This is a genomic window from Sphingobium agri (assembly GCF_023051225.1).
GTDB lineage: Bacteria > Pseudomonadota > Alphaproteobacteria > Sphingomonadales > Sphingomonadaceae > Sphingobium > Sphingobium agri.
In genome coordinates, this window is the sequence record NZ_JALKHS010000020.1 from 1 (window position 1) to 25,308 (window position 25,308).

At 58.8% G+C, this 25,308-nt stretch carries 20 protein-coding genes; 8 read left to right on the forward strand and 12 right to left on the reverse strand.

Features of this window, described 5'->3' with window-relative positions; translation table 11 throughout:
• The 8 genes from MU848_RS17225 to MU848_RS17260 form a co-directional block, all read right to left on the reverse strand.
• A partial coding sequence (locus MU848_RS17225) for a glycosyltransferase family 4 protein (protein ID WP_247234420.1) occupies positions 1 to 1,919 on the reverse strand: 1,919 nt, incomplete at its 3' end.
• Between the two features lie 373 nt (positions 1,920 to 2,292).
• On the reverse strand, positions 2,293 to 3,519 hold the full coding sequence (locus MU848_RS17230; protein ID WP_247234422.1) for a phytanoyl-CoA dioxygenase family protein: 1,227 nt from the start codon (positions 3,517 to 3,519) through the stop codon (positions 2,293 to 2,295).
• Positions 3,520 to 3,787: 268 nt separating this feature from the next.
• On the reverse strand, positions 3,788 to 4,837 hold the full coding sequence (locus MU848_RS17235; RefSeq protein ID WP_247234424.1) for a glycosyltransferase family 2 protein: 1,050 nt from the start codon (positions 4,835 to 4,837) through the stop codon (positions 3,788 to 3,790).
• Between the two features lie 235 nt (positions 4,838 to 5,072).
• On the reverse strand, positions 5,073 to 8,450 hold the full coding sequence (locus MU848_RS17240) for a glycoside hydrolase family 99-like domain-containing protein (protein ID WP_247234426.1): 3,378 nt from the start codon (positions 8,448 to 8,450) through the stop codon (positions 5,073 to 5,075).
• A 45-nt stretch (positions 8,451 to 8,495) separates the two neighbouring features.
• Positions 8,496 to 9,839, reverse strand: a complete 1,344-nt coding sequence (locus MU848_RS17245; RefSeq protein WP_247234428.1) for a hypothetical protein — start codon at positions 9,837 to 9,839, stop codon at positions 8,496 to 8,498.
• A gap of 129 nt (positions 9,840 to 9,968) precedes the next feature.
• Complete coding sequence (locus MU848_RS17250; RefSeq protein ID WP_247234430.1) at positions 9,969 to 10,616, reverse strand: ABC transporter ATP-binding protein; 648 nt, start codon at positions 10,614 to 10,616, stop codon at positions 9,969 to 9,971.
• A complete protein-coding gene (locus tag MU848_RS17255) occupies positions 10,613 to 11,341 on the reverse strand; it encodes an ABC transporter permease (protein ID WP_247234432.1) in 729 nt (242 codons plus the stop codon). The genes MU848_RS17250 and MU848_RS17255 overlap by 4 nt, the downstream gene beginning before the upstream one ends.
• A 72-nt stretch (positions 11,342 to 11,413) precedes the next feature.
• Positions 11,414 to 12,475 (reverse strand): capsule biosynthesis protein, encoded by a 1,062-nt coding sequence (locus MU848_RS17260; protein ID WP_247234434.1) that lies wholly within the window; start codon positions 12,473 to 12,475, stop codon positions 11,414 to 11,416.
• 281 nt (positions 12,476 to 12,756) lie between these two features.
• Here MU848_RS17260 and MU848_RS17265 point away from each other — a divergent pair, with 281 nt between their 5' ends.
• The 6 genes from MU848_RS17265 (at position 12,757) to MU848_RS17290 (ending at position 17,749) form a co-directional block, all read left to right on the forward strand.
• Positions 12,757 to 13,884, forward strand: coding sequence for a polysaccharide biosynthesis/export family protein (locus MU848_RS17265; protein ID WP_247234436.1), 1,128 nt, complete (start codon positions 12,757 to 12,759; stop codon positions 13,882 to 13,884).
• A gap of 52 nt (positions 13,885 to 13,936) precedes the next feature.
• Complete coding sequence (gene rfbC, locus MU848_RS17270) at positions 13,937 to 14,500, forward strand: dTDP-4-dehydrorhamnose 3,5-epimerase (RefSeq protein ID WP_247234438.1); 564 nt, start codon at positions 13,937 to 13,939, stop codon at positions 14,498 to 14,500.
• A 4-nt stretch (positions 14,501 to 14,504) separates the two neighbouring features.
• The gene (gene rfbB / locus MU848_RS17275; RefSeq protein ID WP_247234440.1) at positions 14,505 to 15,578 is read left to right on the forward strand and encodes a dTDP-glucose 4,6-dehydratase; all 1,074 of its coding nucleotides are present in this window, start codon (positions 14,505 to 14,507) and stop codon (positions 15,576 to 15,578) included.
• On the forward strand, positions 15,575 to 16,465 hold the full coding sequence (gene rfbD / locus MU848_RS17280; protein ID WP_247234442.1) for a dTDP-4-dehydrorhamnose reductase: 891 nt from the start codon (positions 15,575 to 15,577) through the stop codon (positions 16,463 to 16,465). Before rfbB ends, rfbD begins: the two co-directional genes overlap by 4 nt.
• Positions 16,466 to 16,493: 28 nt before the next feature.
• Positions 16,494 to 17,363, forward strand: coding sequence for a glucose-1-phosphate thymidylyltransferase RfbA (gene rfbA / locus MU848_RS17285; protein WP_247234444.1), 870 nt, complete (start codon positions 16,494 to 16,496; stop codon positions 17,361 to 17,363).
• Positions 17,364 to 17,452: 89 nt separating this feature from the next.
• Positions 17,453 to 17,749 carry a hypothetical protein gene (locus MU848_RS17290; protein ID WP_247234447.1) on the forward strand — a complete coding sequence of 99 codons (297 nt, stop codon included), beginning with the start codon at positions 17,453 to 17,455 and terminating at the stop codon, positions 17,747 to 17,749.
• 368 nt (positions 17,750 to 18,117) lie between these two features.
• On the opposite strand, the gene MU848_RS17295 is transcribed toward MU848_RS17290, so the two are convergent.
• From MU848_RS17295 to MU848_RS17305, 3 genes are all read right to left on the reverse strand, one after another.
• Positions 18,118 to 19,674, reverse strand: a complete 1,557-nt coding sequence (locus MU848_RS17295) for a type IV secretory system conjugative DNA transfer family protein (protein WP_247234449.1) — start codon at positions 19,672 to 19,674, stop codon at positions 18,118 to 18,120.
• A 36-nt stretch (positions 19,675 to 19,710) separates the two neighbouring features.
• Positions 19,711 to 19,929, reverse strand: coding sequence for a conjugal transfer protein TraD (locus tag MU848_RS17300; protein ID WP_247234528.1), 219 nt, complete (start codon positions 19,927 to 19,929; stop codon positions 19,711 to 19,713).
• A 94-nt stretch (positions 19,930 to 20,023) separates the two neighbouring features.
• Entirely contained in the window at positions 20,024 to 20,272 is a 249-nt protein-coding gene (locus MU848_RS17305; protein ID WP_100239993.1) for a conjugal transfer protein TraD, read from the reverse strand.
• A 168-nt stretch (positions 20,273 to 20,440) separates the two neighbouring features.
• On the opposite strand from MU848_RS17305, the gene traA reads away from it, so the two are divergent.
• Positions 20,441 to 23,314 (forward strand): Ti-type conjugative transfer relaxase TraA, encoded by a 2,874-nt coding sequence (gene traA / locus MU848_RS17310; protein ID WP_247234451.1) that lies wholly within the window; start codon positions 20,441 to 20,443, stop codon positions 23,312 to 23,314.
• Positions 23,315 to 23,322: 8 nt separating this feature from the next.
• Complete coding sequence (locus MU848_RS17315) at positions 23,323 to 24,018, forward strand: DUF6118 family protein (protein ID WP_247234453.1); 696 nt, start codon at positions 23,323 to 23,325, stop codon at positions 24,016 to 24,018.
• A 5-nt stretch (positions 24,019 to 24,023) separates the two neighbouring features.
• Here the strand turns inward: MU848_RS17315 and MU848_RS17320 are convergent, their stop codons facing one another.
• The gene (locus MU848_RS17320) at positions 24,024 to 25,196 is read right to left on the reverse strand and encodes an ATP-binding protein (RefSeq protein ID WP_247234455.1); all 1,173 of its coding nucleotides are present in this window, start codon (positions 25,194 to 25,196) and stop codon (positions 24,024 to 24,026) included.
• Between the last annotated feature and the right edge of the window lie 112 nt (positions 25,197 to 25,308).

Below are 25,308 nucleotides of genomic sequence, written 5' to 3' on the forward strand. Positions count from 1 at the left end.
AAAAAAAGGCTCGGCGTCAGCAGCAAATCGGCCCGGTTCAACATGTCTCGCAAGCGATACTGGCGGTAAAGATTGATGCCGGCATCATCGACGCATGTGCTGCACACATTGAGATCAATCTTGGTCTGGAAACAATAGCTTCCGTCCCCCTTGATCATAAACTGCCGGCCGCAGATCCACCAGGCATCGTGCAGCGTGACCACCGACGGCACGCCTTCCTCCTCGCATATCTTGAGAAGCGGAGCGCCCAGGCCTTGGATCGAATGGAAATGCACTACATCTGGCTTGGTGAAGCGCAGGACTTCGCGAAAGCCGTGCGTGGTATATTCGGAGTCGAACGTCAAAGTGGGATCATGCGTATCCGGCACGCAGATCGCGAAAACGGGAATGTCGCGGGCATGATATTTGAGGATCTGATAGGGCTCCGCCGCGCCTGGCGGGGCTGTCGTGAATATCGCCATTTCCGTGTCGTCGCGCTGATGGAGCCGATGGGCCATCTGCTCGGCGACGATGGTGGCCCCACCGAAACTGCGCGGCTCGAAAAATACATTTGCCGCCAGAACCCGAAGGGGCTTGCGGGGCGTCTCCAGCCGCTCGACGATGGAGGACAGTTGGGTGCGCGCGATGCTGTCTTGGCTGTACCGTGCCAATACAGCCTTCCTGGCGCTAGCAGCGACGTCGAGGCGCAATTCGCGGCTTGCGATCAGGGCTTCCAGACCTTCCAGCCAGGATCGAGGATCGCTTGCTAGCATCCCGTTCCGGCCATGGTCGATGATGCCGGTGAATTCGGCCCTGGTCGAACATACCGATGGCAGTCCGACGATGCTGGCCTCGATATATTTGATATTACTCTTGGCGTCGTTGAAGAGCGTCGGCTCCAACGGAGCGATCGCAATGTCGCAATCGGCCATGAGCTGAAGATATTTGGGATAAGTGGTGCCGCTGAAGCGCTCGATTCGTTTACCGAAACGGGAAAAGTCAGCCGGCAGGTTAAGCTCCCCGATGATGCGCAACCTTACTTCAGGGTGGTTCTTGAGGCAGGTCCGGATCGCTTCGGCCGCTTCCAGAAAATCCTCGTCATGGGTATTGGTGCCTGAGCCATAGACGATCCGTATGACAGTGTCCGTCGCCCGCTTGCGGGCCATGGCCGCCTTCGCCGCCGTCAGGCTTTCGGCATCGAGAGCGTTTTCCACGACATGGACCCGCGGCACACCCGCCTCGCGCATGGCCTGTGCCAGGGCCCGCGTCGATGCGATGCCCTCATCGCATGCGAGCATGGCTTCCCGATAGTTCGGGACACCAGTCAGGACTGCCCTTTGTATGGTTGGGGGAACGGCCTTCAGGCTGGCATTGGCCATATAGGCGTTGGGATCGAAGATGAGATCATCGACTTCCCAGAAGGTGGTCAGGCCCAGTGCTTTCGCCTTGGCGATGCACTGCAACACGCTATGCGCGGCAGGCACCCGGTAAAAGATAACCATGGAATGGGTGGTAAGAGCCGCCTCGCACCGGCTCGCCTCATGCCAGTTGATGACAGTAGTGTCAAAGCCGAGACGCTTGAAAAGCTCGCATTTCTGATCGACGCGATATTTGCGGCATTGCGGGATGCTGAGCTCGGCGATGATCAGGATGCGTTTGGTAGCAAAGCGCGGCAGATTGCGATTGCTCGCGGACTCTCCGATTTTTCGGAGATAGGTCAGAGCAGCTGCAAGATGAAAGGGGCCGCGCGGCGTGCGTGGATCCTGAAATATGCTCGGCCGAAAGCGCATGCTGGTGTCGCGGCGCTCGCCGGCGCCATGGCGGATATAATGGAGCAGCGGATTATAGTCTGCATCGCCGACATCTGGATACTGGTCGAGATACCAGGCCGTATCGAATAGGCTGTTGGGATTTCTCGCCTCGCGCCAGCCATGTTCCATATAGTGCAGCAGGGGGTCGACGCCCGCAGCAGCAATGTCGGGATATTCATTCAGATACCAACGCCGGTCGAAAAGGCCGGATTGCCGAACGTCCTCAATCTGATCGGCAGGAATCTGAGACGGCCGGGCTTTTTTAGGTGATTTAATAAGATTCTGAAAAACTTGACCTAATCGAACCATAACCCGCCGTGCCCCAAATATAACTATTTTCGATTAAGAGGAAAGCACGGCAGGCGCAAGTTTAGCCTCACGGCCATGTGTTCTGATGGGGCCCTCGGACGGCTGCTCCCTCAACTATCGGGAGAGGGTCATCGCCGCCGCGCGCCGGGTTGTATGCGATCCCGGCGGCGCGGCGTCGCACGACGGGGTACGTCTATGCGGCGGCCTCATAGGGATTGAAGCCGAGCGGCATGTCGATGTGGAAATAGGCACTGCCTTCCGGCGTGCGCTGAACGATCGGCATATCGATCCGATGCGAAAGGCCGCTATAATGGCCGATCAGCGTCTTGCGCGGCATGTCCTGCACCCGCGCGACACTGCCGCGGTGCATCAGGCGGCCGTGCCAAATCAGCAAATCTCCCTTCTTCGCCAGAAACTGCTTCGGCGCGATGCCGCGGCGGCTGATCTCCTCATCCGCGATGGCGTTGACGAACCGCTCGGAAATCTTGGACCAGTTGGTGTGGCTACGCTCTTCGGGCGTTAGGAACATGCGAACCTTGTGGCTCTTGAGCAGCGGCCATTTGTGAGAGCCGGGCACGAACTCGAACGGCCCGCTGTCGGCGGAAATATCGTCGAGCGCGATCCAGGACGCGGCGTACCAGCTGTTGATATAGGGCGGATTGAGATAATCGTCCTGATGCCAGTTGCGCTCGGTGCTGACCCAGCCGGTCAGGTTAAGATGCAGACCCATCTCCTCGCCGATCAGGCTCTCCATAAGTTTCATCATGGGCGGGTACAGGCTCACGTCCCGCATTTCTTCGATATACATATAGGGTACGGGACAATCCCATCCAAATTTGGACGGGTGACGCGCCCTGATCTCGCAATAGCGATCAATCAAGTCGTGCGGAATGAAGTTTTCCTTGATGAGGTAGCCATTGTCGCGCCAGAATTTCTGATCGGGAGTGAGCCTGCTTTCATCACATGTCGCGCGATCGAGAGGCGGCGCAGTGGTGTCGTCCACATCCTCGGCCAGCATGTCGAACGTGATGGCGCCTATGTCTTGGAGGCGGCTGTCCCAAGCGGAAAGCAGCGCGCGTTTTTCAATCTCCAAATCTATGATGCGTTCAAGCAGATTCTCGTCCGCATGATAACGAAGACCAAGCGGAGGCGATTGGGAAGGTACGCTGCGAGGGCGAATACCGGCAAGCTCCTCGCCATGTCCGGTCAGAACATAATGTTCATAGGCGTCGAAATTGTCAGAATGTGATGCCGCATGCAGCAAGTCAGGGTTGTTCTCCAGATATCTTCTGCTGTTGAACAGGTCTCGAGGAAGCGGCTGAACCAGAATATTGGCGGGCTGGGCAGGAACAGGCTCGGCCACGGAGTCGGCGATCGATTCCACAGGCTCAGGGGCGAAAGCCGCCGATGGTCGTTCCATGGTCTTCTTGGAACGAAAGATATCTAGGATCGGCATGGCAGGACTCCCCTTCGCAGACTTTTGAACGATCACATTGCGGTAAGACGGACTTAACGCCAGTTCTGGGGGCTTAGCAAGGCTAGGGCTGTTAGTCGGGCATCTGGGCACCTTTAGCGCTGTCGCCAAGCCTTTGCGGTACTTCTAGGATACGAAATCCATCGAGTTCCTGAGCAGGTGGACAATGCAGGTCTGAACGATTGCGCCGGAGAGGCCCGTGAAACACGCCAGCTTAGTCTTCCAGCATGACGGGCCTGTGCTCGTCATAGAGCCTACGAATCTCCTCTTTCTGAGTTAGGCTCTGGAACAGGTCGATCATCTCGGCTTCAGCCTCAGCATAGCCGTCGATTTTCCTGATCCTGCTCATCTCCGCCTTCACTTTGCCCAGATGGTCCTGATCCGGCCAAGGATCGACGCCATTCGAACCCACGCCCCATTTGAAGAAGTCCGCCCAATCCCGCTTGGATCCATCACCAACGGCGCCACGGCCACGCTGACGTTTCACATAAAATTCGACAAAGGTCCGGTTCCAGTAGTGGTTGACTTGGCCTAGCAAGGAGCCCTGCTGGCTTTGTGAAGCCGAAGGCAGTGCCCGTGCTTCTCCGTCCGCCCCTATAACCTTCGCGTCCTGGGAGTAAATTGGTGTATGAATGGCAATTGAATTCGCGGCCCGCAACCGGAATAGGGTCTTTACATGGTCGTTCCACGAGGCGGTCCTGAAGCGCTCCATGACCAGACCATCACCCAAGTTGAACGACGTGTCACCTCCGAACCATCGCCAGTTCAGGGCAACTCCATCCGCACCATATGTCTGTGAAATGACGTCGATAAAGTCTGAAATTCCGACGATCTTGTTCTCAACGACTGGGATGAGGAATTCGTCCGCATCCAGAAAGGTGCACCACTCGGCTGCAGCTACAGTCCGGTTGTGGTAGAACGCATGCCTGAATGCCTTCATCTGAGGCGAAAGCCCTGGGGCTACCTCATTGTGAATATGCTCGACGATTCCAGCGTCGTGCAGAATATCCAGCATCTGTCCAGACAGATCATCGTTGCTGTTCGAATATATGATGATCCTGTCGAAGCCTAAGACCTTGTAATGCGCTACCCATTCGGTGATGAGTAGCCCCTCGTTCCTCATGGACGAAACGATGACGGACTTAAGGCTTGCATCTTGACTCTTGAAAAGCGGTGGATCCTTTGGCTCCTCAATAGCGAGAAAGTCAAAATCCACAGAAATCGTTTCTGTGCTTTTGCCGTATTCAGACAATGGTTTCTCCATCAGGCATCTAAGGTAGGCTTTAGCCTACGCGTCTTCATGTTTTGAGTAGTCTTAGGCACTGCGCTGGTGCAAGCGTTTCTAACAAGCTGCGAGGAAACATATTGCGCCATATTCACTTCGGGGCGGATTTTACAAGCGTATGCGCTGCATCATGCCTCTCTGAGAGGCTGTTGGAACGCTGACGTAATGGTGAGTGATGAGCTTCGATGATTCCGAGGGAGTGCAACACAGCCCTTTAGATTAAATTAAAATAATCCGCTATATGTGCGGCATATTTGGTCGCTCGCGTCGTCGCCTCTTGTCCTAAATTATGCCGTTCAATGGTATTGGATTGAACGGCCACGATCTCGTCGTAATGGCGCTGGTTTGCATTGCCGATCGTCACGCTGTCGGCATGGCGGCGATGATCGTTCAATGCCTTTGGCGTAAAGGCGATGCTGCCGCGTTCCAGCAGGCGCAGATAGGCCACCCAGTCACCGGCATTGCGATAGGAGATGATCTCCTCGCCATGCTGGGTGAGGACATCCTGAAGCACCGAACGGCGGAAGACGGCGCCGCTGGCATTGGGGATCGTGTTCTTCATGAACAGGGCTGAGGCAATTTCTTCCCGCCCTGTCGCCTTATAGGGGCGGGTCCAGCGCGCGGCGTCGAGGTCCGAGACATAATCGAGATAGTCGTTCGCCGTGACGATGCCGTGAGCGTCGATCTGCCGCGACTGGCAATAGCTTATGACGACAGCGGGATCTTCGAACGCTGCGACCGTCTCGGTCAGGAAGGAAGGATGCGCCAGGTCGTCGGCTTCGGCGATCCAGACAAGATCGCCCTTTGCCAATTCCAGGCCGCGCTGCCACTGCCTGAAGACGGAACCGGAATTCTCTCGGTTTACGACCAGTCTGGCCGATATGTTGCAGCCGGAGAGAAATTCCCTGATGACCTCGACACTATTGTCGGTTGACTTGTCATCGAGGACAATAATCTCATAGATGGTATAGTCTTGATCGACGATCGTTTGCAGTCTGTCCCTGATATAATTTTCATAATTATAGTTGGGAACAATGACGGAGACCGTCGGCCTTTTCTCGCCGAGATAGATCAGCAGATCTTGGACATATGTGTCGAAGACGAAATCCCGGTCGATCAGCGACATGGATTTTTGTTCGCAGGCCTGCCGGTGTTCATCGCTGGCGAGCAGGGCGATTATCGCCTTGGCATAGGCGCGCGTGTCGAAGCGCGGCACGAGAAGGCCATCGCATGCCGTTATCAGTGCATCCATGCCCGTGGCCTGCGCAAAGGCGACGACCGGCAGGCCGCAATCCATCGCCTCGAGCACGACCGAAGGGAAGGGATCCTCGCGCGAGGTCAGCGCGAAAATATCCGCGCCAGCATAATAGAGGTTAGTTTCCTGCACGAGGCCCGGAAACAGGAAATGCGCCGATTTGCCTGAGTCCTCGACAGCCTTGTGGACCTTTTCGGTCCACTCTTGCGCGTCATGGCCGATCCAGATGAAAATCGCGCTGGGTAGCTGTTTCAGGATTTCCAGCCCCGCCTCGACAAACAGGTCGACCCCCTTCCGCGCATCGGCATAGCCGACGCCCAGAATGACGGGCGCATCCGGCGCGATCTCCAGATGTTGGCGCAAGGCTCTGCGCGCCGAGGCGATGCCGTCCTTCTGCCGCCGATAGCCGTTGATCTTGTAAAGGCCCTGCGGCCGTATCAAATGATTTTCCGGCGACAAAGGCGCGAATTCCGCAAAGGCGTCGGCGACCGGCTGCGACGCGAATATGACCTTGTCGGCGAGCTTGACCACCGACCTGGCGCTGTTTTCCAGCCCATGTTGGCGGATCACGTCGGGCATCTCATGGATCAGCGAGATGATGCGATAATCCTGCTCCTTGAACAGGGGCAAGATTATCGCTGAGACCAGTGTATTGCAGATGACGCTTTGCGCGCCCAAATCGCGCAACTCTCTTACCAGTCTACGCGCATAGGGGCCGTGGGGATCATGACCCGACAGGTCGTGTAGATAGCCGACTTCTCGGAAGGCATCTTTCAGCGGCCCGTCGTCCAGCAGGAAGGTATGCACCTCATACCCGCTTTTCGACAGGGAACGCGCGATGTTGAGGGAGAGGTATTGCGCGCCATGATGATAGGCATCGTGGCACACGAGGGCGATTTTCCCATGTGGCGCGGCCTGTCCCGGCTGCCAGCCGGCGATGGCGCGGCGCGTCGCCTCGAGATAGGCGAAGCCCGTTTCCATGTCGGGTTCGAGATGCGCGCCTTCCGCCCACTCGTTCCATGCATTGACGAATACCAGCCGTTCCTGCGGGTTCGGATTGGTCCTGATTGTGTCGGCGACGGCATTTTCGAGCCACCGCTCATAGAGAGCGGGCGTATTATTGACGAATATGGCCCCGCGCGTCTTGCGCCGCGCCGTATTGTCCCATCCCGGACATACGGACCGGAACAGCCTGTAGCTCGGCTCGGGATAGGCTTCGCTGCGCCGGACGAAATCGGTCCAGTCGTAGACCCGCCCTTCGAAATCGCCGCGAAGGGGCAGGACATTGCCCGTGATGTCCGTAGGACTGGAATTATTGGGCGGAAATTCGACCGCGGCGTCGAGGCCGAAGGCGTCGAGGTCGGTCTGTCCAAAAGATTGCGTACAGGCGAGAAAAATTTCTCCGATGCCATTGTCCCGGCACCACTGACGCCAGCGTTCGGCGGTTTCCTTGGGGAAAGGCAGGATAGCTGGGCGATAGATCAGCAGCAGCGGCTTGCCGTCGATGCGCAGATAGCGCGGATCACGCAGATAGCGCGCGATATCGGCGATACAATTGATGTCGTCCGTCGGCGAATGTTCCTGCGCCATCAGGATTTCGGCGTCCGACCCGTCCCAGCGCCGCGACCAGTTCTCATTGGCCCAGCAGACACAGAAGGGGTGATCGAGCGTGGGATCGTTGAGCCAAGCTTCCAATGGAGATTCGAGCAAACGCTTGCCAGCGAACCAGTAATAATAGAAACAGAACGCCTCTATCCCGTAGATTTTGGCCAGCTCTATCTGCTTGCGCTGCGTTTGGGTATCGTTGAGGCTGTAATAGCCGATGTCGGGGTGAGGGACATGGGGCTGATAATGGCCAACAAATTGCGAGCTGGCCGGACGGACGTTGGTCCATTCGGTAAAGCCTTTGCCCCACCATTTGTCATTTTCCGGGATGGGATGGAATTGCGGGAGATAAAAGGCGATGAGCCGCGCCTGTTTGACCGGCAGAGGATCGAAATGTTTTTGCGGAACGAACTCAACCTGCGGCGGCGACCATATAGCCGCCGCGCCGTCCGCCGGGGGCACCTGGCGAACTTCATAGCGACCGCTAATGGCATAATGGACGAGGGGATTGATTCCGGCGGCGGCCACGTCGGGATTGGCCTTTAGATATCCGGTCGAGCTCAGCTTGGGCGACGGATCGCGTCCGAGAGCCGCGCCAAGTTCAAGATAGTGAACGATCGGGTCGATACCCAATTCCGCGACATCGGGGTAACGATTGAGATACCAATCAATGTCGAAAAGACCGCTTTCTCGAAGAACATTAACGTCATTTTCGTCGAAATCGACAAACATATTAAGCCCAGACCCTGAAATTTTTCGTCTTCGTCACAGTGTCGATTATAGGGGGCAGAACCGGCCCTCTTGCATCCCATGTTTCACATAATGTTCGAGCGGGTCCATGCCGGCGGCAGGAACATCGGGATACATGTCACAATATTTGTCGGCGTCGAAGATACCGCGTCGCCGAAGCGACGCATAAGACCATCTGGATCGCCATCCCTTCGGCGCCAAATGCCACCAAAAGGGGCGCTGCCGTATCAAGGCTTCTGAAAGACGGACCATCCAAAGGCGTGCGGCGGCCTCTTGCTCGAATCTTGCCTCGACGGCCTCTCGCTCCTTTTTGTCCTCTACCGATTTTCTCTCTAACTCATCTCCATAAGCCTGAAGTTCTGCCAGCAAGCCTACGAACTTTTCTCGCGTTTCATGCGACGCCTGCAATTCTCTCGATAGCGCGGCGACTTTTGCGCTTTCAGCCAAAAGGGAGGATCGTTCGACCTTCGATTTTTCGGCCTCTTCCCGTGTCGCATAGAGAAGGCGTGTCAGCAGGCTCACTTCCTGGACAAGCCGCTGCGCTTCCTGTTCGGCACTCCAGCATTTATGTTCGGCGAGCCTCTTTTCATCGGCAAGGCGCCGTATCTCGAGGCTCAGCGGATAGATGTCCGTCGCATAGCTGCCCTGCTGGCCCTCACCATGGCGCGGTACGGCCTCGAGCTTGCTCCGAGCGGTGTCGAGCGCCTTGCTTAAACGGTCTATTTCATGGCGCTGCTCGGTCAGCTTCTGATCACGCTGCACCAGCGCATCGGCATGGCGCTGGGCCTGGCCATGTTCGGCCGCCGCGATTTTCTCGGCATAGGCCACTTTGGCTTGCAGCGCGGCCAACGCATGCTCGTTGCCGCGGCGTTCGCCGGCAAGGCGGAAGATCCATTTATCGGCGTTGATCAGCTTGGCGCGCAGCCTTTCAATTTCGCCCTCCAGCGCTGCCGCATCGAGCTTTTGCTGCTCTGCATCTTCCTGCCGGCGCTTTAGTTCGGCATAGGCCTGGTGAACTTCCTCTTCGCGCTGCCGCAGCTGACTTTCGAGAAGCCCCGCATTTTCGGCAAGAGGTTGGAGCTGCGCCAATTTCTTGTCCAATTCCGCCTGTACGTCATTCACCGCATGGAGCGCACGCTGAAGTTGTTCGCTACGGCGTTTATATTGGTCGATGTATTCGCGCAGACTCGACGCTTGGCTGCGCTGGAATGTTAATCCCTCTTCGATCACTTGTGAATCAAGGTCCGCATTCTGTGCATAGTCAGTGACCTGAAGAAGCGCGCCCCATTGATTGTTATCGGACAGATGTTGCGCCCGGTTCTGGCGGGCATCGCCCCCCTCATCGTGGATCAAGGCAGATTTTTGCGACATTATCGAGTTTCTCACCTTAAGTTCGCGCCTCGAATCGGCAGGTGTACCCGCATAATGGCTTGAAAAATTTGAAAAAATTAATCAAGAAAAATCCGCGCATATTCGAAAACATTAAATGTCAATTGTATGTTACAAATTGCTGTACACGTTAACAGCATTTCCTACGTTGTCATAAACGTCTGCGCGGCCTTTATGAATTATCACCGCTCTGTTGCATAATTCATTGACCAATTCTGTGCTATGGGATGCCAATATCATGGCTCTGTCGCTGCGTTTCTCGAACAGCTCATATAAACATTTTCGTTGAAAATTTTGATCGCCTACCATGATGATCTCGTCGATCAGATAGCAGTCGAACTCGATAGCAAGCGACATGGCAAAGGCAAGGCGTGCACGCATGCCCGATGAGTAGGTTTTCACCGGCATCTTCAATTGGGCGCCCAGTTCGGTGAAATCTTCGACGAAGCTGCGAATATCGGCGTAGTCTCGCTGATAGATGCGCGCGACGAAGCGGGCATTGTCGTAACCGGTCAGGCTGCCCTGAAAGCCGCCAGCAAAGCCTAGCGGCCATGACACTGACATTTGGTGCCTGATTTTGCCGGAGGTTGGCATTTCCACGCCGCCGATCAATTTAATAAGCGTACTCTTGCCTGCCCCGTTGCGCCCAAGCAGCGCTACGCGTTCACCCCGCTCCACCACGAGGTTGACATTGTCGAGTACGCGCTTGTGTCTCGAGCCGTGTTTGTACGACTTGCAGACGTTGAGGCAGGTGATCATTCGACCGCCAATGTCCGGCGGACTCGGCGACATAATATCAGGCCTATCATTATGGCAACCAGTGAACAGACAATTGGGTTCCAGATATTATAATAGGCCGTGACTTGATCGCCCCATATGCCCTTGCGCATCATTTCCATGCCATTCACGAATGGCGAAAGGAGAAGATATTCCCTGACCTCGGGCGTCATCCAAGAAAGCATATAAAATAAGCCTGAAAAAGGAATCATGACATATGTCGTCACTGGAATAAATTTTTCCATTACCTCGGAAACTTCAGAAAGTGGCGCTATGACAAGGCATAGAGAGAAGCAGAACAGAGCGTATAAAAACCACCCTGCTATAAAAAGGCCGATATCTGAAGGAACAGGCATTTCCTTCATGATGACTAGAACTATACCTATGAATAGATAGGCCATCATCCCGCCTAGAATTTCAATAATAAATCTCACTAGGATGAAATCAACGATCTTGACTTGGCGATGGTAAAGCAGGCTTGAATTTGCTGTGAAAGCAGCCACGCTGCGGGACACGCCATGACGGAATAAGGTGATTGGAATATAGCCTGTCGCGACAAAGGCGATGATCCCCAACCCATGTTGCGTCGGCCCCTTCGTCAGGCTCCACATCAGGCCGACCAGGCCCGCGAACAGCAATGGTTCGACCATGATCCACAGGAAGCCAATATTTTCTCGTCCGAAGCGCGTCGTCAGTTCGCGGATCATAAGAGCGTGAATCACGCGAAGTTGGACCGACCAGCCATTCTGCAATTTGCGCAAAGTGACTCTAGACATCGATCAGTCTTCCGATGCGTGTTCGACGACGCCAACCATAAACATCCAAGCAATGAAATAGAGGCATAAGGATGCCGCGAACACGATCAGCACATTCAAGAACCGCTTAGGCAGCAGTGGGCTATCCGGCACGTTGGGATCGACAACGCGCTCGAGATAGAATTGCTGGCGCTGCGCCTCGGCGCGGGCCTGGACGAGGGCGGTGTTGGCCGCAGTCATGCTCTGGGTCGCGAACTCCTGTTCGACCAGGAGGTTCTCATAACCGCCCAGTTTCGACGCGATGCCGCTGCCGGTGCCGACCACACGGCTGTCCTGCGAGGCGATCTGCACCGCCATGGCGCCAATCCGACTGCGGAGCGACGGAATCGAAGGGTTATTGGGGGCGACCCGCTGCATGAGGTCGAGTTGCGCCTGGAGCGCTGCGCGCTGCGCGATCAAATTATTGGAAATCTCCAATACGCCCACAGCCTGCTGCTTGGGATCGATCAGCGCCTGTGTGTTGCGATATTGGGTAAGCGCCACGCGCGCCGCCTTAGCGCGCTCAGTCGCAAGATCGACCTGCCGCTGCGCCTCGACGATGCCCTTGCTCTGTGCGCGGGCGTTGAGGCGGTTGACCAGCCCTTCGCTCAGATCCAGCAGCCGCGCATTGATGGCGTAGGCGTCCTGCGGCGTGAAGGCGCGGGTCTTGATGACGGCGGTGCCCTCTTCGGTTTCGAAGCGGGCATCGACCATCTTACCATAATATTTGAACAGGCTCTCGAAGCTGCTGTCGGACAAGGGGCCGGGGAAGCGTGAGAAATAATCAGCTTCGTGCGCATTATATTTGTCACGAATGCCAGGCATTTTTTCCAAGGCCTTCAGGGCATCGCGCGAACGTACGAAGGTCAGCACCTCGTTTGTCTGCTCCTGTCCGCCCGATATGCCGGTCGTCTGGACGAGATTGGCAAGCGTCGAGGTCTGCGACTTCTTTTGGTCCGGGCTTTTGATGACGAAGCGCGATTCCGAGATATAGATGTCGGAAGCGATCAGGCCATAATAGACTGCTGCCAGCAATGTGGGCAACATGACGCAGAAAAGAAACCAGCGCCGTTTGCGTACCCATACCGCTAGCGCGGATCGGCGGGATGAGCTTTCGGCCTCGATAGGGAATGAGGGGTTTACGTTCATAAGATCTTCGGCGCCTCAAGGGTACTAAGCCGCCCCTGCCGCTAGGCCAACATCGGGCAACGCGCAAGGCTAAGCAGCGTCCTTTTGACGCAAACACAAGAGGAACTATTGTTTATTCTCGGACCGCGATGCTAAGGCGTGGCACCCAAAAATGCCGCAAGCCTTCGAGAACATCAGCGATGCAAGTCAAGAATATCGTTTACCTAATCCTGCTCGCCGGCCTCGCAGGGTGCGCAACGCTCCCCTCAAGTGGCCCAACGGGCGGGCAGATCGCAAAAACAGCTGCTGCCCCGAAGGATGGGTCTGCGCCGATCCAGATTGTGCTGGTCCGCACGATTGCGGATGTGCCGGGAACAGATGTGGTGGCGACGGCCGTGCTGCCTGAATTAGCACCTCCTCCAACCGATATGATCGGCCCAGGCGACGTGTTGGATATTAACATTTACGAAGCGGGGGTCACTTTATTCTCGGGCGTTGGCGGCGGAGGGGTGAGCCAGATTACAGCCAATCCCGGCGTGCAGGTGCAGAAGCTGCCGCCGACACGGGTTGACGATCTGGGCGATATTACCATTCCCTATGCCGGTACGCTTCACGTGGCGGGGATCACGACTGGTGAGGTCGAGGCAATGATCCGAAATGCCCTCGCCCGCATGTCGCAGAATCCGCAAGTGATCGTGACGCTAAGCGAAGCTATCACTAATTCAATCATCGTCGGGGGAGAAGTGGCAAGGCCGGGCCGGCTCGTGTTGCAGACAAACCGGGAGAAGTTGTCCGATGTGATCGCCCTTGCAGGTGGTTATCGCAGGGAAGCAAAGGATTTGCTGCTGCGAATTGTGCGAGGCGAACAAAGCGCAGACGTCCGTATCAATGACCTTGTTGAAAATCCTAAGCTGGACATACGAGCATATCCTGGCGATCGGCTGATGCTGATCGATGATCCCCGCACTTTTTCCATATTGGGCGCGTCTGGTCGAGTTGAGCAGGTTCCGTTTCGTCGTTCGTCAGTTTCCCTCGCCGAAGCGATTGCCACAGCAGGCGGTGTTAATCCGGGCGTTGGTAATCCGGCCGCAATCTTCGTGTTTCGCTATGTTCGCGATGAGCAAGGTAAGGAGGTGCCGATGGTCTATCACATCAATATGATGAGAACCGGTTCCTTTTTCCTAGCGCAGCGCTTTGCCATGCGGGATAAGGACGTGCTCTACTTCGGAAACGCAGCGGCCAACCAGCCCAGCAAGCTCATCCAGCTGATCAGTCAACTCTTTTCTCCAATCCTGACCGTTACTGCCGCAGTGCAGGCGGTAAAATAGCAACAGGCTGAAGCGGGTGAAAATTACACCCGGCCTTCATAGGAAGTGGAAGATGGAGATCAAATCCTTCGATGTCTCTGGCCTCACGCTCTTGACACCCCACCATATCGGGGATGAGCGCGGCTATTTCGCGGAAACCTTTCGCGCTGATCTGTTCGCCCAGCATTGCGGAAATTGGACGTTTATTCAGGACAATGAATCCCGCAGCGTCCGCCCGGGTACTATTCGCGGGCTGCATTTTCAGAGCGAGCCGCACGCCCAGGGCAAGCTGGTTCGTTGCACTGCCGGGGCGCTGTTCGATGTGGCCGTGGATATTCGCCAGGGGTCGCCGACTTTCGGGCAATGGATCGGCGAGACGCTGACCCCAGACAATGGTAAGCAACTCTGGGTTCCGCCGGGCTTTGCCCATGGTTTCTGCTCCCTCGAGCCTGATACGGTCATCTGTTATAAGGTGACTGCGTATTACAGCGCCGAATGCGACAAGGGGCTGCGCTGGGACGATCCGGCGATTGGGGTCAAATGGCCCGACGTCGTCGATCCTGAAACCCTCTCGCCCAAAGACCGGCAGCAGCCATTGCTCGCCGAACTGCCCGCCTATTTCACCTGGAGCGAATAACCTCATGCGCGTAATTGTCACTGGCGGCGCCGGCTTCATCGGCTCGGCCCTTGTTCGCTACCTGGTGCTGGATAAAGGCTATGAAGTCCTGACCATAGACGCCCTGACCTATGCGGGGTGCGAGGCTTCGCTGAAGGTGGTCGAGGGCAAGGCCAGTCACCGTTTCCTCAAAGCCGACATCTGCGACCGCACGGCGATGGACGAGGCAATCGCTGGATTCCGACCCCACCGCATCATGCATCTGGCGGCGGAAAGCCATGTTGACCGCTCAATCACCGGCGCGGCCGACTTCATCCAGACCAATGTCGTAGGCACCTTCACTCTTCTGGAGGCGGCGCGCGGTTATTGGAACGCGCTTGCCGGAGAAGCCAAGAACGCTTTCCGATTCCTCCACGTCTCGACCGACGAGGTCTATGGCTCGCTGGGTGATGAGGGGCTGTTCGAGGAAAGCACGCCCTACGACCCAAGTTCGCCCTATTCGGCGTCCAAAGCGGCGTCCGACCATCTCGCCAAGGCCTGGCAGCGCACCTATGGGCTGCCGGTGGTCGTGTCGAATTGCTCGAACAATTACGGCCCCTATCACTTCCCCGAAAAGCTGATCCCGCTCACCATCCTGAACGCCCTCGCGGGTCGCGCGCTGCCGGTTTATGGCAAGGGCGAGAATGTGCGCGATTGGCTCTATGTCGACGATCACGCCCGCGCGCTCGACCTCATCATCGAGCGGGGGGTGCCCGGCGAAACCTATAATGTCGGCGGCCGTAACGAACGGCGCAATATCGACGTGGTGCGCAGGATCTGCGCGGTACTGGACGAGCTGGTTCCTGCCGATGCGCCGCGCGAAGGGCTAATCGAGTTCGTCACCGATCGCCCCGGCCATGATGCTCGTTACGCTATCGATGCGACCAGGCTGGAGACAGAGCTGGGCTGGCGCGCGCAGGAGAATTTCGACAGCGGCATCGAGAAGACGGTGCGTTGGTATCTTGAGAATGATTGGTGGTGGCGACCGCTTCGCGATCGTTATGACGGCCAGAGGCTTGGGCTGAACGCCGCGCCTGCGCCTGCCGGAGTGGCTGCGTGAGGATTGCCGTCACCGGCAAGACTGGGCAGGTCGTCACTAGCCTGATCGAGCGTGGCGCTGCCGCAGGACATGAAGTGATCGCGCTGGGCCGGCCCGAACTGAACTTGGTCGATCCGGCTTCGGTCCTGCGCGCGCTGGAGGCTGCGGCGCCCGACGTCATTGTCTCGGCCGCCGCTTATACTGCTGTCGACAAGGCCGAGAGCGAGAGCGCGCTGGCCCATGCGGTGAACGGGACGGGCGCTGGCGCGGTGGCAGAGGCGGCAAAGGCGCTGGGCGTACCGCTGGTCCATGTTTCGACCGATTATGTTTTCGAGGGCACGCTGGACCGGCCTTATCTAGAGACTGACCCCACCAGGCCGACTGGCGCCTATGGCGCATCCAAGCTGGCGGGAGAGCAGGCAGTGCTGGCTGCCCATGGCGACAATAGCGCGGTGCTACGCGTGGCTTGGGTCTATAGTCCCTTTGGCTCGAATTTCGCGAAAACGATGCTGCGCCTCGCGGGTGACCGGGACGAGGTGTCCGTCGTCGCCGACCAGCTCGGCAATCCGACCAGCGCGCTAGATATCGCTGATGGCATTCTTCGGGTTGCTACCAATATGGTAGCCAATAGCTATCCGGAGTTGCGCGGCGTCTTCCACATGACGGCTAAGGGTGAAGCCAGCTGGGCGGATTTTGCGGAAGCAATCTTTGCGGCTTCCGCCGCGCATGGCGGACCTACGGCGCAGGTGAAGCGGATAACCACCGCCGACTATCCGACCCCTGCCAAGCGGCCAGCCAATTCACGGCTCGACTGCAGCCTGATCGCGAAAGTCCATGGCGTGGCTCTGTCGGACTGGCACCAATCACTGGACCGCGTGATTGCCCGCCTGCATTCCGCAGCAGCCTGAACTGACCACCTAAAGGAAACGACGACACATGAAGGGCATTATCCTCGCCGGTGGCAGCGGCACCCGCCTTTATCCGATGACGCTGTCGATATCGAAGCAGCTCATGCCGGTCTATGACAAGCCGATGATCTATTATCCGCTGAGTACGCTGATGCTGGCGGGTATTCGCGAAGTGCTGATCATCTCCACGCCGCGTGACTTGCCCGCCTTTCAGGCGCTGCTGGGCGATGGATCACAATGGGGCATGCGCTTTGAATTTGCCGAGCAGCCGAGCCCTGATGGCTTGGCGCAGGCCTATATCATTGGCGCGGATTTCGTTGCCGGCCAACAGTCGGCGCTGATCCTGGGGGACAATATCTATCATGGCCACGGTCTGCCGGAACTGCTTGCCAGCGCCTCGTCGCGTAAGCAGGGGGCAAGCGTCTTTGCCTATCATGTCCACGACCCCGAACGGTATGGCGTGGTGAGCTTTGATGAAGCCAAAAAAGCCATCAACATTGAGGAGAAGCCGACGCTTCCCAAATCCAACTGCGCCGTTACAGGCCTCTATTTCTACGACGAGCAGGTGGTGGACATTGCTGCCAACCTAGAGCCGTCCCCTCGCGGCGAACTGGAGATCACCGACGTCAATCGCGTCTATCTGGAACGCGGGCAGCTCAATGTAGAGATCATGGGCCGCGGGTTTGCTTGGTTAGACACGGGCACGCCTGATAGCCTGCTTGATGCGGCGGAATTCGTCCGCGTTCTGGAGAAACGGCAAGGGTTTAAGATCGCCAGCCCGGAGGAAATCGCGTTCCGGCAAGGTTTTATCGGTGCGGCTGAGCTGGAGCAGGCGATCGCCAAGCTCGGCAAGTCTGATTATGGCCGCTATCTGCAAGGTATATTGACCGAGGTCTGAAGAGCTACCCAGTGGTGTGATATAATTTCAGAAAGCGTATCGGAGCTGCGGCTCTTGACCAAGGCGCTCGCCGCTGCGACCTTCTGGGCATGACGCCGATAGAACGCGCAGCTCGCGCCCTGTGCAAACTCGATGGCCACGCCGAAGATGATGAGCGCGAAGGAAAGCCCTTGTGGCGCAGCTATCTGCCACAGGTGCAGGCCGTGCTGGAAGCTATTCATGAGCCTAGCCTGCGTATGACGGAGGCGGGGGCCGCAGTCATTCGATATGTTGGGCCAGAAGAATCGCAGTTAGCCTATCAGGGCGATGCGGCGAATGTCTGGCGCTTCATGATCGATGCGATGCGAGAGGATATTTCGCCGAAACCCGATCGGATCACAAATTAAAATCGCAAGCGATAACTCTGAGAGCGCCAACACGATCGCATTTGCGATTTCAAAGCTTGGTAATCAGGGGCTGAACCGTGGTCTATCATCATCTCGGGGCGCTGTTTCTACGGCAAAGCAGGCAATCAAGCGGGTTACATGCATCATTCATTATGTCCGGTGCCCTACCATTTCGCAGATTCGGTCAAATCTATCGGATGAAGGCCGCAGATCAAGCGGCTTCGCGTTGATCTTTGGCGGCGCGCTTTGTGAAAATTCAGTGGCTATAGGAAAAGCTCCTAATGACTCTGAGAAATATCGTAGGATCAACAAAGTGGCGTTTAAGAGAGGCAAGCGGATAGGGTGCTACAAGCAGATCGGATCCGGCCTTAGCTGGGATCTGCCAGTCCAACAAACTCACTCTGATCGTAATATCGAATTTTCTCCACAATCAGGGGAGCTTGGCCCTGGAGCATCAGCAGTTGGTCGGTAGAGCGCATCCGCATGATTTCGTCGGGGTTCATGAGGTTGCGGGCGCTGATCTGCGTGCTGGCCGACCGGGTGAGCTTGCCGCCGTCAAACATACTGGCCTGGGAATAGCCCGCCGTCTGATATTCGAGGGTTTCCTGTCCCAGCGTCTTCGACAGCAGTTCGGCCGTGGCGAGGTCGTTCACCCCGAACGCCTGAAACACCCCGGCGTTTGACAGGAAGGTGCCCGCGCGCTCACCATAGAGAGCGCGCAACTGGTGCATGTCCTGCAAGATCGGCCAGAGCTGCAACCCGTATCCGGCCATCAGCCCCATGGCGCGCTCGACAGGCTCCAGTCTACCTAGAGCAGCGAACTCATCGAGCAGGACCAGGACGGGCCGCGCCGGTTTGACGGGTGAGCGGGCCATGTCGGTAAGCGCCTGGGCGACCAGTAGGCGCAACCAGCGCGAATAGGCGTCGAGCCGGTTAGGGGGGAGGCACAGAAACACCGTGGAAACCCCTTCTTTCAACCCTGCGAAGGTGAAGTCCGATGCCGATGTGCTGGCGACGATCCGGGGGCTGTCGAGAAAATGGGTGTGCCGCTGGGCTGAGGACAATACCCCTGCGGCCTCGCGATCGGACTTGCCGAGTTGGCGGTTGGCGGCGCGGGCGATCAGGCCACCGGCACCGCGGCTGTCCTGCATGAGGGCGAGTAGATCGGCGAACGCCTTGGGGGCGAGGGTCAGATAGTCGCGCACGGTCGCCAGGGTGCGGTGTTCACGCTCTTCATGGACGACCGCATAGAGGATCAGCCCGGTGATCAGCGCCTTGGCTTCCTCGTTCCAATGAGCCTCGCCGCCTTGCCCCGCCGGATCGTGGACCAGGGCGTCGGCCAGCGTCATCGCATCTTCGGCCAGATCGAGGCTGGCGGGGTCGAGCCGGTCGAGCGGATTGTAGCGGGCAGGGGGTTGCCCGGAAACCTCGAATGGGTCGAGGCACCAGACCTCGCCTTTACTGGCACGCACCTTAGCGGTGACGCGGGCATTCTCGCCCTTGGGGTCGATACAGATCACCGAGCGGACGAGGGTGAGCAGATTGGGGATGATGGTGCCAACGCCCTTGCCGCTGCGTGTCGGGGCCATGGTCAGCAGATGGGCCGGACCATTATAGCGCAGCAGCTTGCCGGATTTCGCCGATCGCCCGATGAGCAGATCGCCGCCGTTAGTTTCAAGCGTGTGCATATCGGCCCGCGATCCGAAGGAAGCGGAGCCGAGCAGATCGTTGCGGCGCATCCCCTGGTTGAACCTCCAGACCGCGATCCCGAAGGCGACCAGCGCAGCCCAGGCAATGGTGCTGGCGATGGATTCCGGGAGCAGCTTGCCGAGCAGCCATTGCGTGCCGATCAGGACAATAATGCCGCCGACGACCGCAAAGCCGCCGCTGATACCCCGTTCACCCCCGACCAGCGGCCCCGCCATCATTTCTTCTCCTTCAACCGTTGAGCAGAGGGGCCATCAGCATGGTGCGCTCAGTTCTGCTTCCGCATCGAATGCGCGGTGGCCGCGGCGCTTCCAGAGCGCCAAAATGTTTCCATCCTCCCGCGCTTTGGCGGCAAGATCGAGCAGCGCGCCATAAAGCGTCGCCCGGTCATCATCAGCGAGATCGACAAGTCCCGCTTTCTGAACAAGCCCGCCCAGTTCAATCAGGTGGCGCGTGCGCTCCCTCCGCTGCATCACCCACTCCCGCGTATCAGTGCGGCGCTGGCCGGCTTCAGCCCGGCGAATGGCGCGCTGCGTTCGCACCATTGTCTTGTCGGTTGCCGCAATCTCATGCGCGAGCCTTCTTCCGCCGCTGTTGAAAGAAAGCTTCGCCCCTCGCGCGCCACGCCTCCCTTGTTTCTGCATCGGGCGCTTCTACCGCCGCGATGAGGGCGCCGGCGAGCACATCAAGATCAAGCATATCGGCCCCGGTTACAGTCACAAGCTGGCCAAGCTGCTCGACCTTTTTCGCCTTCAAGGAGCGGGCCTTGTCATTCAGCGCCTTTAGCTCCGCATCATAGTCGCGCACCTTGCGCATTGCTCTTCCCCTAACCAATTGAAAGCATTAGACTATCAGCACCTCGCTTGGAAGGAATCGACGGAACCTGAAAATGCGATGAAGTCACTCAAGCGAACGGCAGAGAGTTTGAGTGCGCGCTTATACGTCGTTGCCGACGTGCTGCTAAGCTGCGAGAATCATTGAGTAATGGCGATCTACCATTTCTCAGCCAAAGTGATCAGCCGCGCCAATGGGTCGAGCGCGGTGGCTTCGGCCGCCTATCGTTCAGCATCCGAATTGCAGGATGAGCGGCTTGGTCGTGCCCATGATTTCTCAAACAAAGCGGGGGTGGTTCATTCCGAAGTGCTGCTGCCCAAAGGAGCACCGGAGCGCCTGACTGATCGCGCAACCTTGTGGAACGAAGTCGAGACAGGGGAGAAGCGCAAGGACGCGCAGCTGGCGCGCGAAGTGGAGTTCGCCATCCCCCGCGAAATGGACCAGGCGCAGGGCGTTCAGCTCGCCCGTGATTTCGTCGAAAAGCAGTTTGTGAAACGTGGCATGGTGGCCGACCTCAATGTGCATTGGGACAAGGGCAAGGATGGGCAGCCCAAGCCCCACGCCCATGTGATGCTGTCGATGCGCGAAGTGGGGCCCGATGGATTCGGCAAGAAGGTGCGCGAGTGGAACGGCACGGAGCTGCTGAAGGAATGGCGGGAGGCGTGGGAAGCCCATGTTAACGAGCGCCTAGCCGAACTGGATATTGATGCGCGGATCGATCATCGGACGTTGGCGGCGCAGGGGATCGACCTTGAGCCGCAGCACAAGATCGGCCCTGCCGGATCGCGGCGGCTTGAACGTGGCGAGGGCGCCGAACGGGCGGAAGATCATGTCCGGATCGCGCGGGAGAATGGCGAGAAAATCATCGCCAATCCCTCCATCGCCTTGGACGCGATCACGGCTAACCAAGCCACCTTCACGACCCGCGATCTTGCCATGTTCGTGCACCGGCACAGTGACGGGAAGGCGCAGTTCGATGAGGCTCTGAGGGCGGTGCGGTCCAGCCCCGAACTGGTGGCATTGGGGATCGACGGGAAGGGGAATGACCGCTTCACGTCCCGCGACATGATGGCGGCTGAGCAGCGGTTGGAAGGGGCGGCCGATCGGCTCGGACGCCAGGCACAGCATGGCCTTGCCGATCGGCATCGCAACGACGCATTGGTGGCCGCTGAAGCACGGGGGCTTGTCCTCTCCACGGAGCAGCGCGGAGCACTGGAGCATATCACCGGCAGGGAAGGTCTGGCGTCTGTCGTCGGCTATGCCGGGACGGGCAAATCGGCGATGCTGGGCGTGGCACGCGAAACTTGGGAGGGTGCGGGCTATCAGGTCCACGGCGTGGCGCTTTCGGGCATTGCGGCGGAAAATCTGGAGAGCGGTTCGGGCATCGCTTCCCGCACGATCGCGAGCATGGAATATCAGTGGGAACAGGGGCGCGAGCAGCTTTCGCCGCGTGACGTGCTGGTGATCGATGAGGCGGGCATGATCGGTACGCGCCAAATGGAGCGGGTGCTGTCCCATGCCGCCGACGCCGGGGCGAAGGTGGTGCTAGTCGGCGACCCCGAGCAGTTGCAGGCGATCGAGGCAGGCGCGGCATTCCGCAGTCTGGCCGAGCGTCATGGCTGGGCCGAAATTGGCGAGATACGCCGGCAGCGTGAGGAGTGGCAACGGGACGCGACCAAGGCGCTGGCGACGGGCCGGACGGGCGAGGCAGTCCATGCCTATGAGCAGGGCGGCATGGTCCATGCGGCGGAAACGCGTGAGCAGGCGAGGGCTGAGCTGATCGACCGCTGGGATGCACAGCGGCGCGCCGATCCCAACCAGAGCCGCATCATCCTGACCCACACCAATGCCGAGGTGCGCGACCTCAATCTCGCCGCCCGCGAGCGGCTGCGCGATACCGGCGAATTGGGCGCGGATGTGAGCGTGACGGCCGAGCGAGGTGCGCGCGATTTCGCCAGCGGCGACCGCGTCATGTTCCTGAAGAATGAGCGCGGGCTGGGCGTGAAGAATGGCACGCTGGGATGCGTCGAAACGGTGTCGCCGGAACGCATGGCGGTGCGGCTCGACGACGGGCGCAGGCTGGCGTTCGACCTCAAAGACTATGCCCATGTCGACCATGGCTATGCCGCCACCATCCACAAATCCCAGGGTGTGACGGTCGATCGCACCCATGTGCTGGCGACCCCCGGCATGGACCGCCATTCGGCCTATGTGGCGCTATCGCGGCATCGTGATGGAGTGCAGCTTCATTATGGCCGTGAGGATTTTGCCGACCAGCGCCAGCTTGTGCGCACGCTCGGCCGTGAGCGGGCCAAGGATATGGCGTCGGATTATGCCCGAGATGCCGACGGGCCGCGCCGCGCCCTTGCTGGCCTGCGCGGGCTGTCGGGCGAGATCCGCTTGCCCGAAGCGCGGCCCAAGCGGAATGGTATGTTCGACGGCTTGCGGCTGTCGCGCGCTGCCTCACCGACGACGGAGCCAGCGGCCGCTGACCGGACGCTGGTTCGGGCGGTGGAGCGCGTGGCACGGGCCACAGGGGCCATATCTCAGGCGCAGGAGAAGGGCGCCCCCGTGTTGGAGCATCAGAAAGTCGCGCTTGAACAGGCGCGCACTGCGCTCGATCAGGTCCAGCCCAATGCGTCGCGCGACATGAGCGTGGCGATCGAGCGCAATCCGGGCCTTGCCCGCGAGGTGGCATCGGGGCGCAGCGGTCCGATGCTCGCCGCCATGGCGCACGAGGCGCGCTTGCGGGCCGATCCGCATCTGCGCGCCGCACAGTTCGTGGAACGCTGGCAGGGGCTTCAGGCAGAGTATCGCACTGGCGACAAGGCGGGCCGCGAAAGGGCCGGCGAGGCTATGGCCGGCATGGCGAAAAGCCTGGAGCGCGACCCGCAAATGGACGCAGTGCTGCGCGGGCGGGCGCGCGAATTGGGGCTCGAAATGGGCATGGACCGTGGGCGTGAACTTGGCCGCCAGCTGACCCAGGGATTGGGGCTGGACCGGGACCGCGGTCTCGAACGATAGGAGGAAGAATGGACCAGTATCGCGAGGTCGAGCAGGACGACCCGGTCGCGGCGTTCGAGCAGCTGCGCGGCGAGGTGACGCTGCTGCGCCGGGCGGTGGAAGGGTTGACGGCCGCGCGCGAGTCCATCGACATTCCCGATTATGAGCCAACGCTCGCGCGCACGGAGAAGGTGCTGGGGATATTAGCGACGCAGGTTGATGCCGTGCGCAAAAGTCCCGCCATGGCGCTGACGCCGGAGACGGTGGGGAGCCGGCTGAACGCCTCCGTCAAGGAAGCGGTGAATGCTGTGCGGGGCGAGGCGCAGGCGTCAAAAGCAGCGCTGGACGGCGCAGTCAGCGATCTGCGCAGGCTGGCAGGATCGGTGCGCTATGCAGAGGAGCAGAGGCGCTGGCTGCTCATATCCGGTGGCGGTGGCCTGGCATTGGGCCTGCTGCTCTATGCCGCGCTGGCGGGGCCGATCGCGCAGTTGATGCCCGCAAGCTGGCACTGGCCCGAGCGCATGGCGACGCGGGTGCTAGGCAAAGACACAATCTGGAATGCAGGCCAGCATCTCATGGCCAGTGCCTCGCAGCCGAGCTGGGATGCCATTGCCGACGCCGCCAATCTCGTCCGTGACAATCGCGAAGTGATCGAGAGGTGCCGCAAAGCCGCCGCCAAGGCGGAGAAGGCCGTGCACTGCACGATCGAGGTGAAGGGCGAGTAGATCTCCTACCGATCATTCCCCTGCCCAAGAGCATGTGCGGCCGCCGACAGCGACATCACCTCGATGCCATTTCCCAGCGGGAAAGTCTCGGATCCGGGATAAATCAGGATACGGCGGTCGGGACTCAGATCTTCGCAGGCCGAATGGAAGCCGCGTTCGACCTTGGGCGAGAGGCTGCGCTTGACTTCGAACACCCATAGGCGGCCATCGGGGTGCCGAAGGAGCAGGTCGATCTCCGCGCCGGCGGATGTGCGGTAAAAATAGGCTTCCGTCCCCTCCGGCGCCGCGGCCACCAGGCTTTCAATCACAAAGCCTTCCCAACTGGCGCCTGCAACGGGATGGCCAAGGACTGCTTCCCGATCCGTCAGGCCGAGCAAAGTATGAACAAGCCCGCTGTCCCGGACATAGACACGGGGTGACTTCACCAGGCGCTTAGCACCGTTGCTGTGCCAGGGAGCAAGTCGGCGGACGAGCAACAGATCGACAAGCAGGTCGAGATAATTGGCGACCGTCTGGGATGTAACCCCGAGGCTGCGGGCGAATTCCGAAGCATTGAGCAGGCCGGATTGATGATGAGCCAGCATTGTCCAGAAGCGGCGCAATGTTTCTGCCGGGATTCGCGGACCCATCGTCGGAATGTCCCGTTCGAGATAGGTCCGTATGAAATCCTGCCGCCATCGTTGGCTCGATCGGTCCGATCCCGCCAGATAGCTGTCGGGAAACCCGCCTCTGATCCAGAGCCGTTCGACATCCGGCCCCGCTATTTCCAGAGCGTCCACCGGCCCCATTTCCAGATAGCTGATCCGTCCGGCCAAACTTTCACTCGACTGAGCAAGAAGGTCCATGGATGCCGACCCCAGGAGCAGGAATCGCCCCGCTCGTAATCCCTTGCGTCGCCCGCGGTCGATAAGGCCGCGCAAAAGCCGGAAAAGCTCGGGCACCCTATGCACCTCATCAAGGATGACGAGCTTGCCCTCATGGGCGGAAAGGTAGAGTTCCGGTTCGGTCAATTTCGCCCTGTCAGCCTCAGACTCCAGGTCGAGATAGAGCGATGGCCGGGCTTCACCGACTTCTTGCGCCAGCGTTGTCTTGCCGACCTGCCTTGGGCCAAGCAGCGCCACTGCAGGGCTATGGGCAAGGCGATCGACCAACTGTGTTTTGATATGACGCTCAATCATCCTTGCAATATTCAATGTTAGGTTGAAATTTGCAAGGTATGAAGGCGATCAAGCCGCTGCCGGATGAGTAACTTGGCGGTGGCATCTGACTCGAGGCTGGTGTTCGATGTGC

What these genes read in the sequence shown, in the direction of transcription:
- MU848_RS17230 (WP_247234422.1), bottom strand. Translation starts at nt 3,519, where the DNA reads ATGGAACGACCATCGGCGGCTTTCGCCCCTGAGCCTGTGGAATCGATC.
- MU848_RS17235 (WP_247234424.1), bottom strand. Translation starts at nt 4,837, where the DNA reads ATGGAGAAACCATTGTCTGAATACGGCAAAAGCACAGAAACGATTTCT.
- MU848_RS17240 (WP_247234426.1), bottom strand. Translation starts at nt 8,450, where the DNA reads ATGTTTGTCGATTTCGACGAAAATGACGTTAATGTTCTTCGAGAAAGC.
- MU848_RS17245 (WP_247234428.1), bottom strand. Translation starts at nt 9,839, where the DNA reads ATGTCGCAAAAATCTGCCTTGATCCACGATGAGGGGGGCGATGCCCGC.
- MU848_RS17250 (WP_247234430.1), bottom strand. Translation starts at nt 10,616, where the DNA reads ATGATCACCTGCCTCAACGTCTGCAAGTCGTACAAACACGGCTCGAGA.
- MU848_RS17255 (WP_247234432.1), bottom strand. Translation starts at nt 11,341, where the DNA reads ATGATCCGCGAACTGACGACGCGCTTCGGACGAGAAAATATTGGCTTC.
- MU848_RS17260 (WP_247234434.1), bottom strand. Translation starts at nt 12,475, where the DNA reads ATGTTGCCCACATTGCTGGCAGCAGTCTATTATGGCCTGATCGCTTCC.
- MU848_RS17265 (WP_247234436.1), top strand. Translation starts at nt 12,757, where the DNA reads ATGCAAGTCAAGAATATCGTTTACCTAATCCTGCTCGCCGGCCTCGCA.
- rfbC (WP_247234438.1), top strand. Translation starts at nt 13,937, where the DNA reads ATGGAGATCAAATCCTTCGATGTCTCTGGCCTCACGCTCTTGACACCC.
- rfbB (WP_247234440.1), top strand. Translation starts at nt 14,505, where the DNA reads ATGCGCGTAATTGTCACTGGCGGCGCCGGCTTCATCGGCTCGGCCCTT.
- rfbA (WP_247234444.1), top strand. Translation starts at nt 16,494, where the DNA reads ATGAAGGGCATTATCCTCGCCGGTGGCAGCGGCACCCGCCTTTATCCG.
- MU848_RS17290 (WP_247234447.1), top strand. Translation starts at nt 17,453, where the DNA reads ATGACGCCGATAGAACGCGCAGCTCGCGCCCTGTGCAAACTCGATGGC.
- MU848_RS17295 (WP_247234449.1), bottom strand. Translation starts at nt 19,674, where the DNA reads ATGGCGGGGCCGCTGGTCGGGGGTGAACGGGGTATCAGCGGCGGCTTT.
- MU848_RS17300 (WP_247234528.1), bottom strand. Translation starts at nt 19,929, where the DNA reads ATGCAGCGGAGGGAGCGCACGCGCCACCTGATTGAACTGGGCGGGCTT.
- MU848_RS17305 (WP_100239993.1), bottom strand. Translation starts at nt 20,272, where the DNA reads ATGCGCAAGGTGCGCGACTATGATGCGGAGCTAAAGGCGCTGAATGAC.
- traA (WP_247234451.1), top strand. Translation starts at nt 20,441, where the DNA reads ATGGCGATCTACCATTTCTCAGCCAAAGTGATCAGCCGCGCCAATGGG.
- MU848_RS17315 (WP_247234453.1), top strand. Translation starts at nt 23,323, where the DNA reads ATGGACCAGTATCGCGAGGTCGAGCAGGACGACCCGGTCGCGGCGTTC.
- MU848_RS17320 (WP_247234455.1), bottom strand. Translation starts at nt 25,196, where the DNA reads ATGATTGAGCGTCATATCAAAACACAGTTGGTCGATCGCCTTGCCCAT.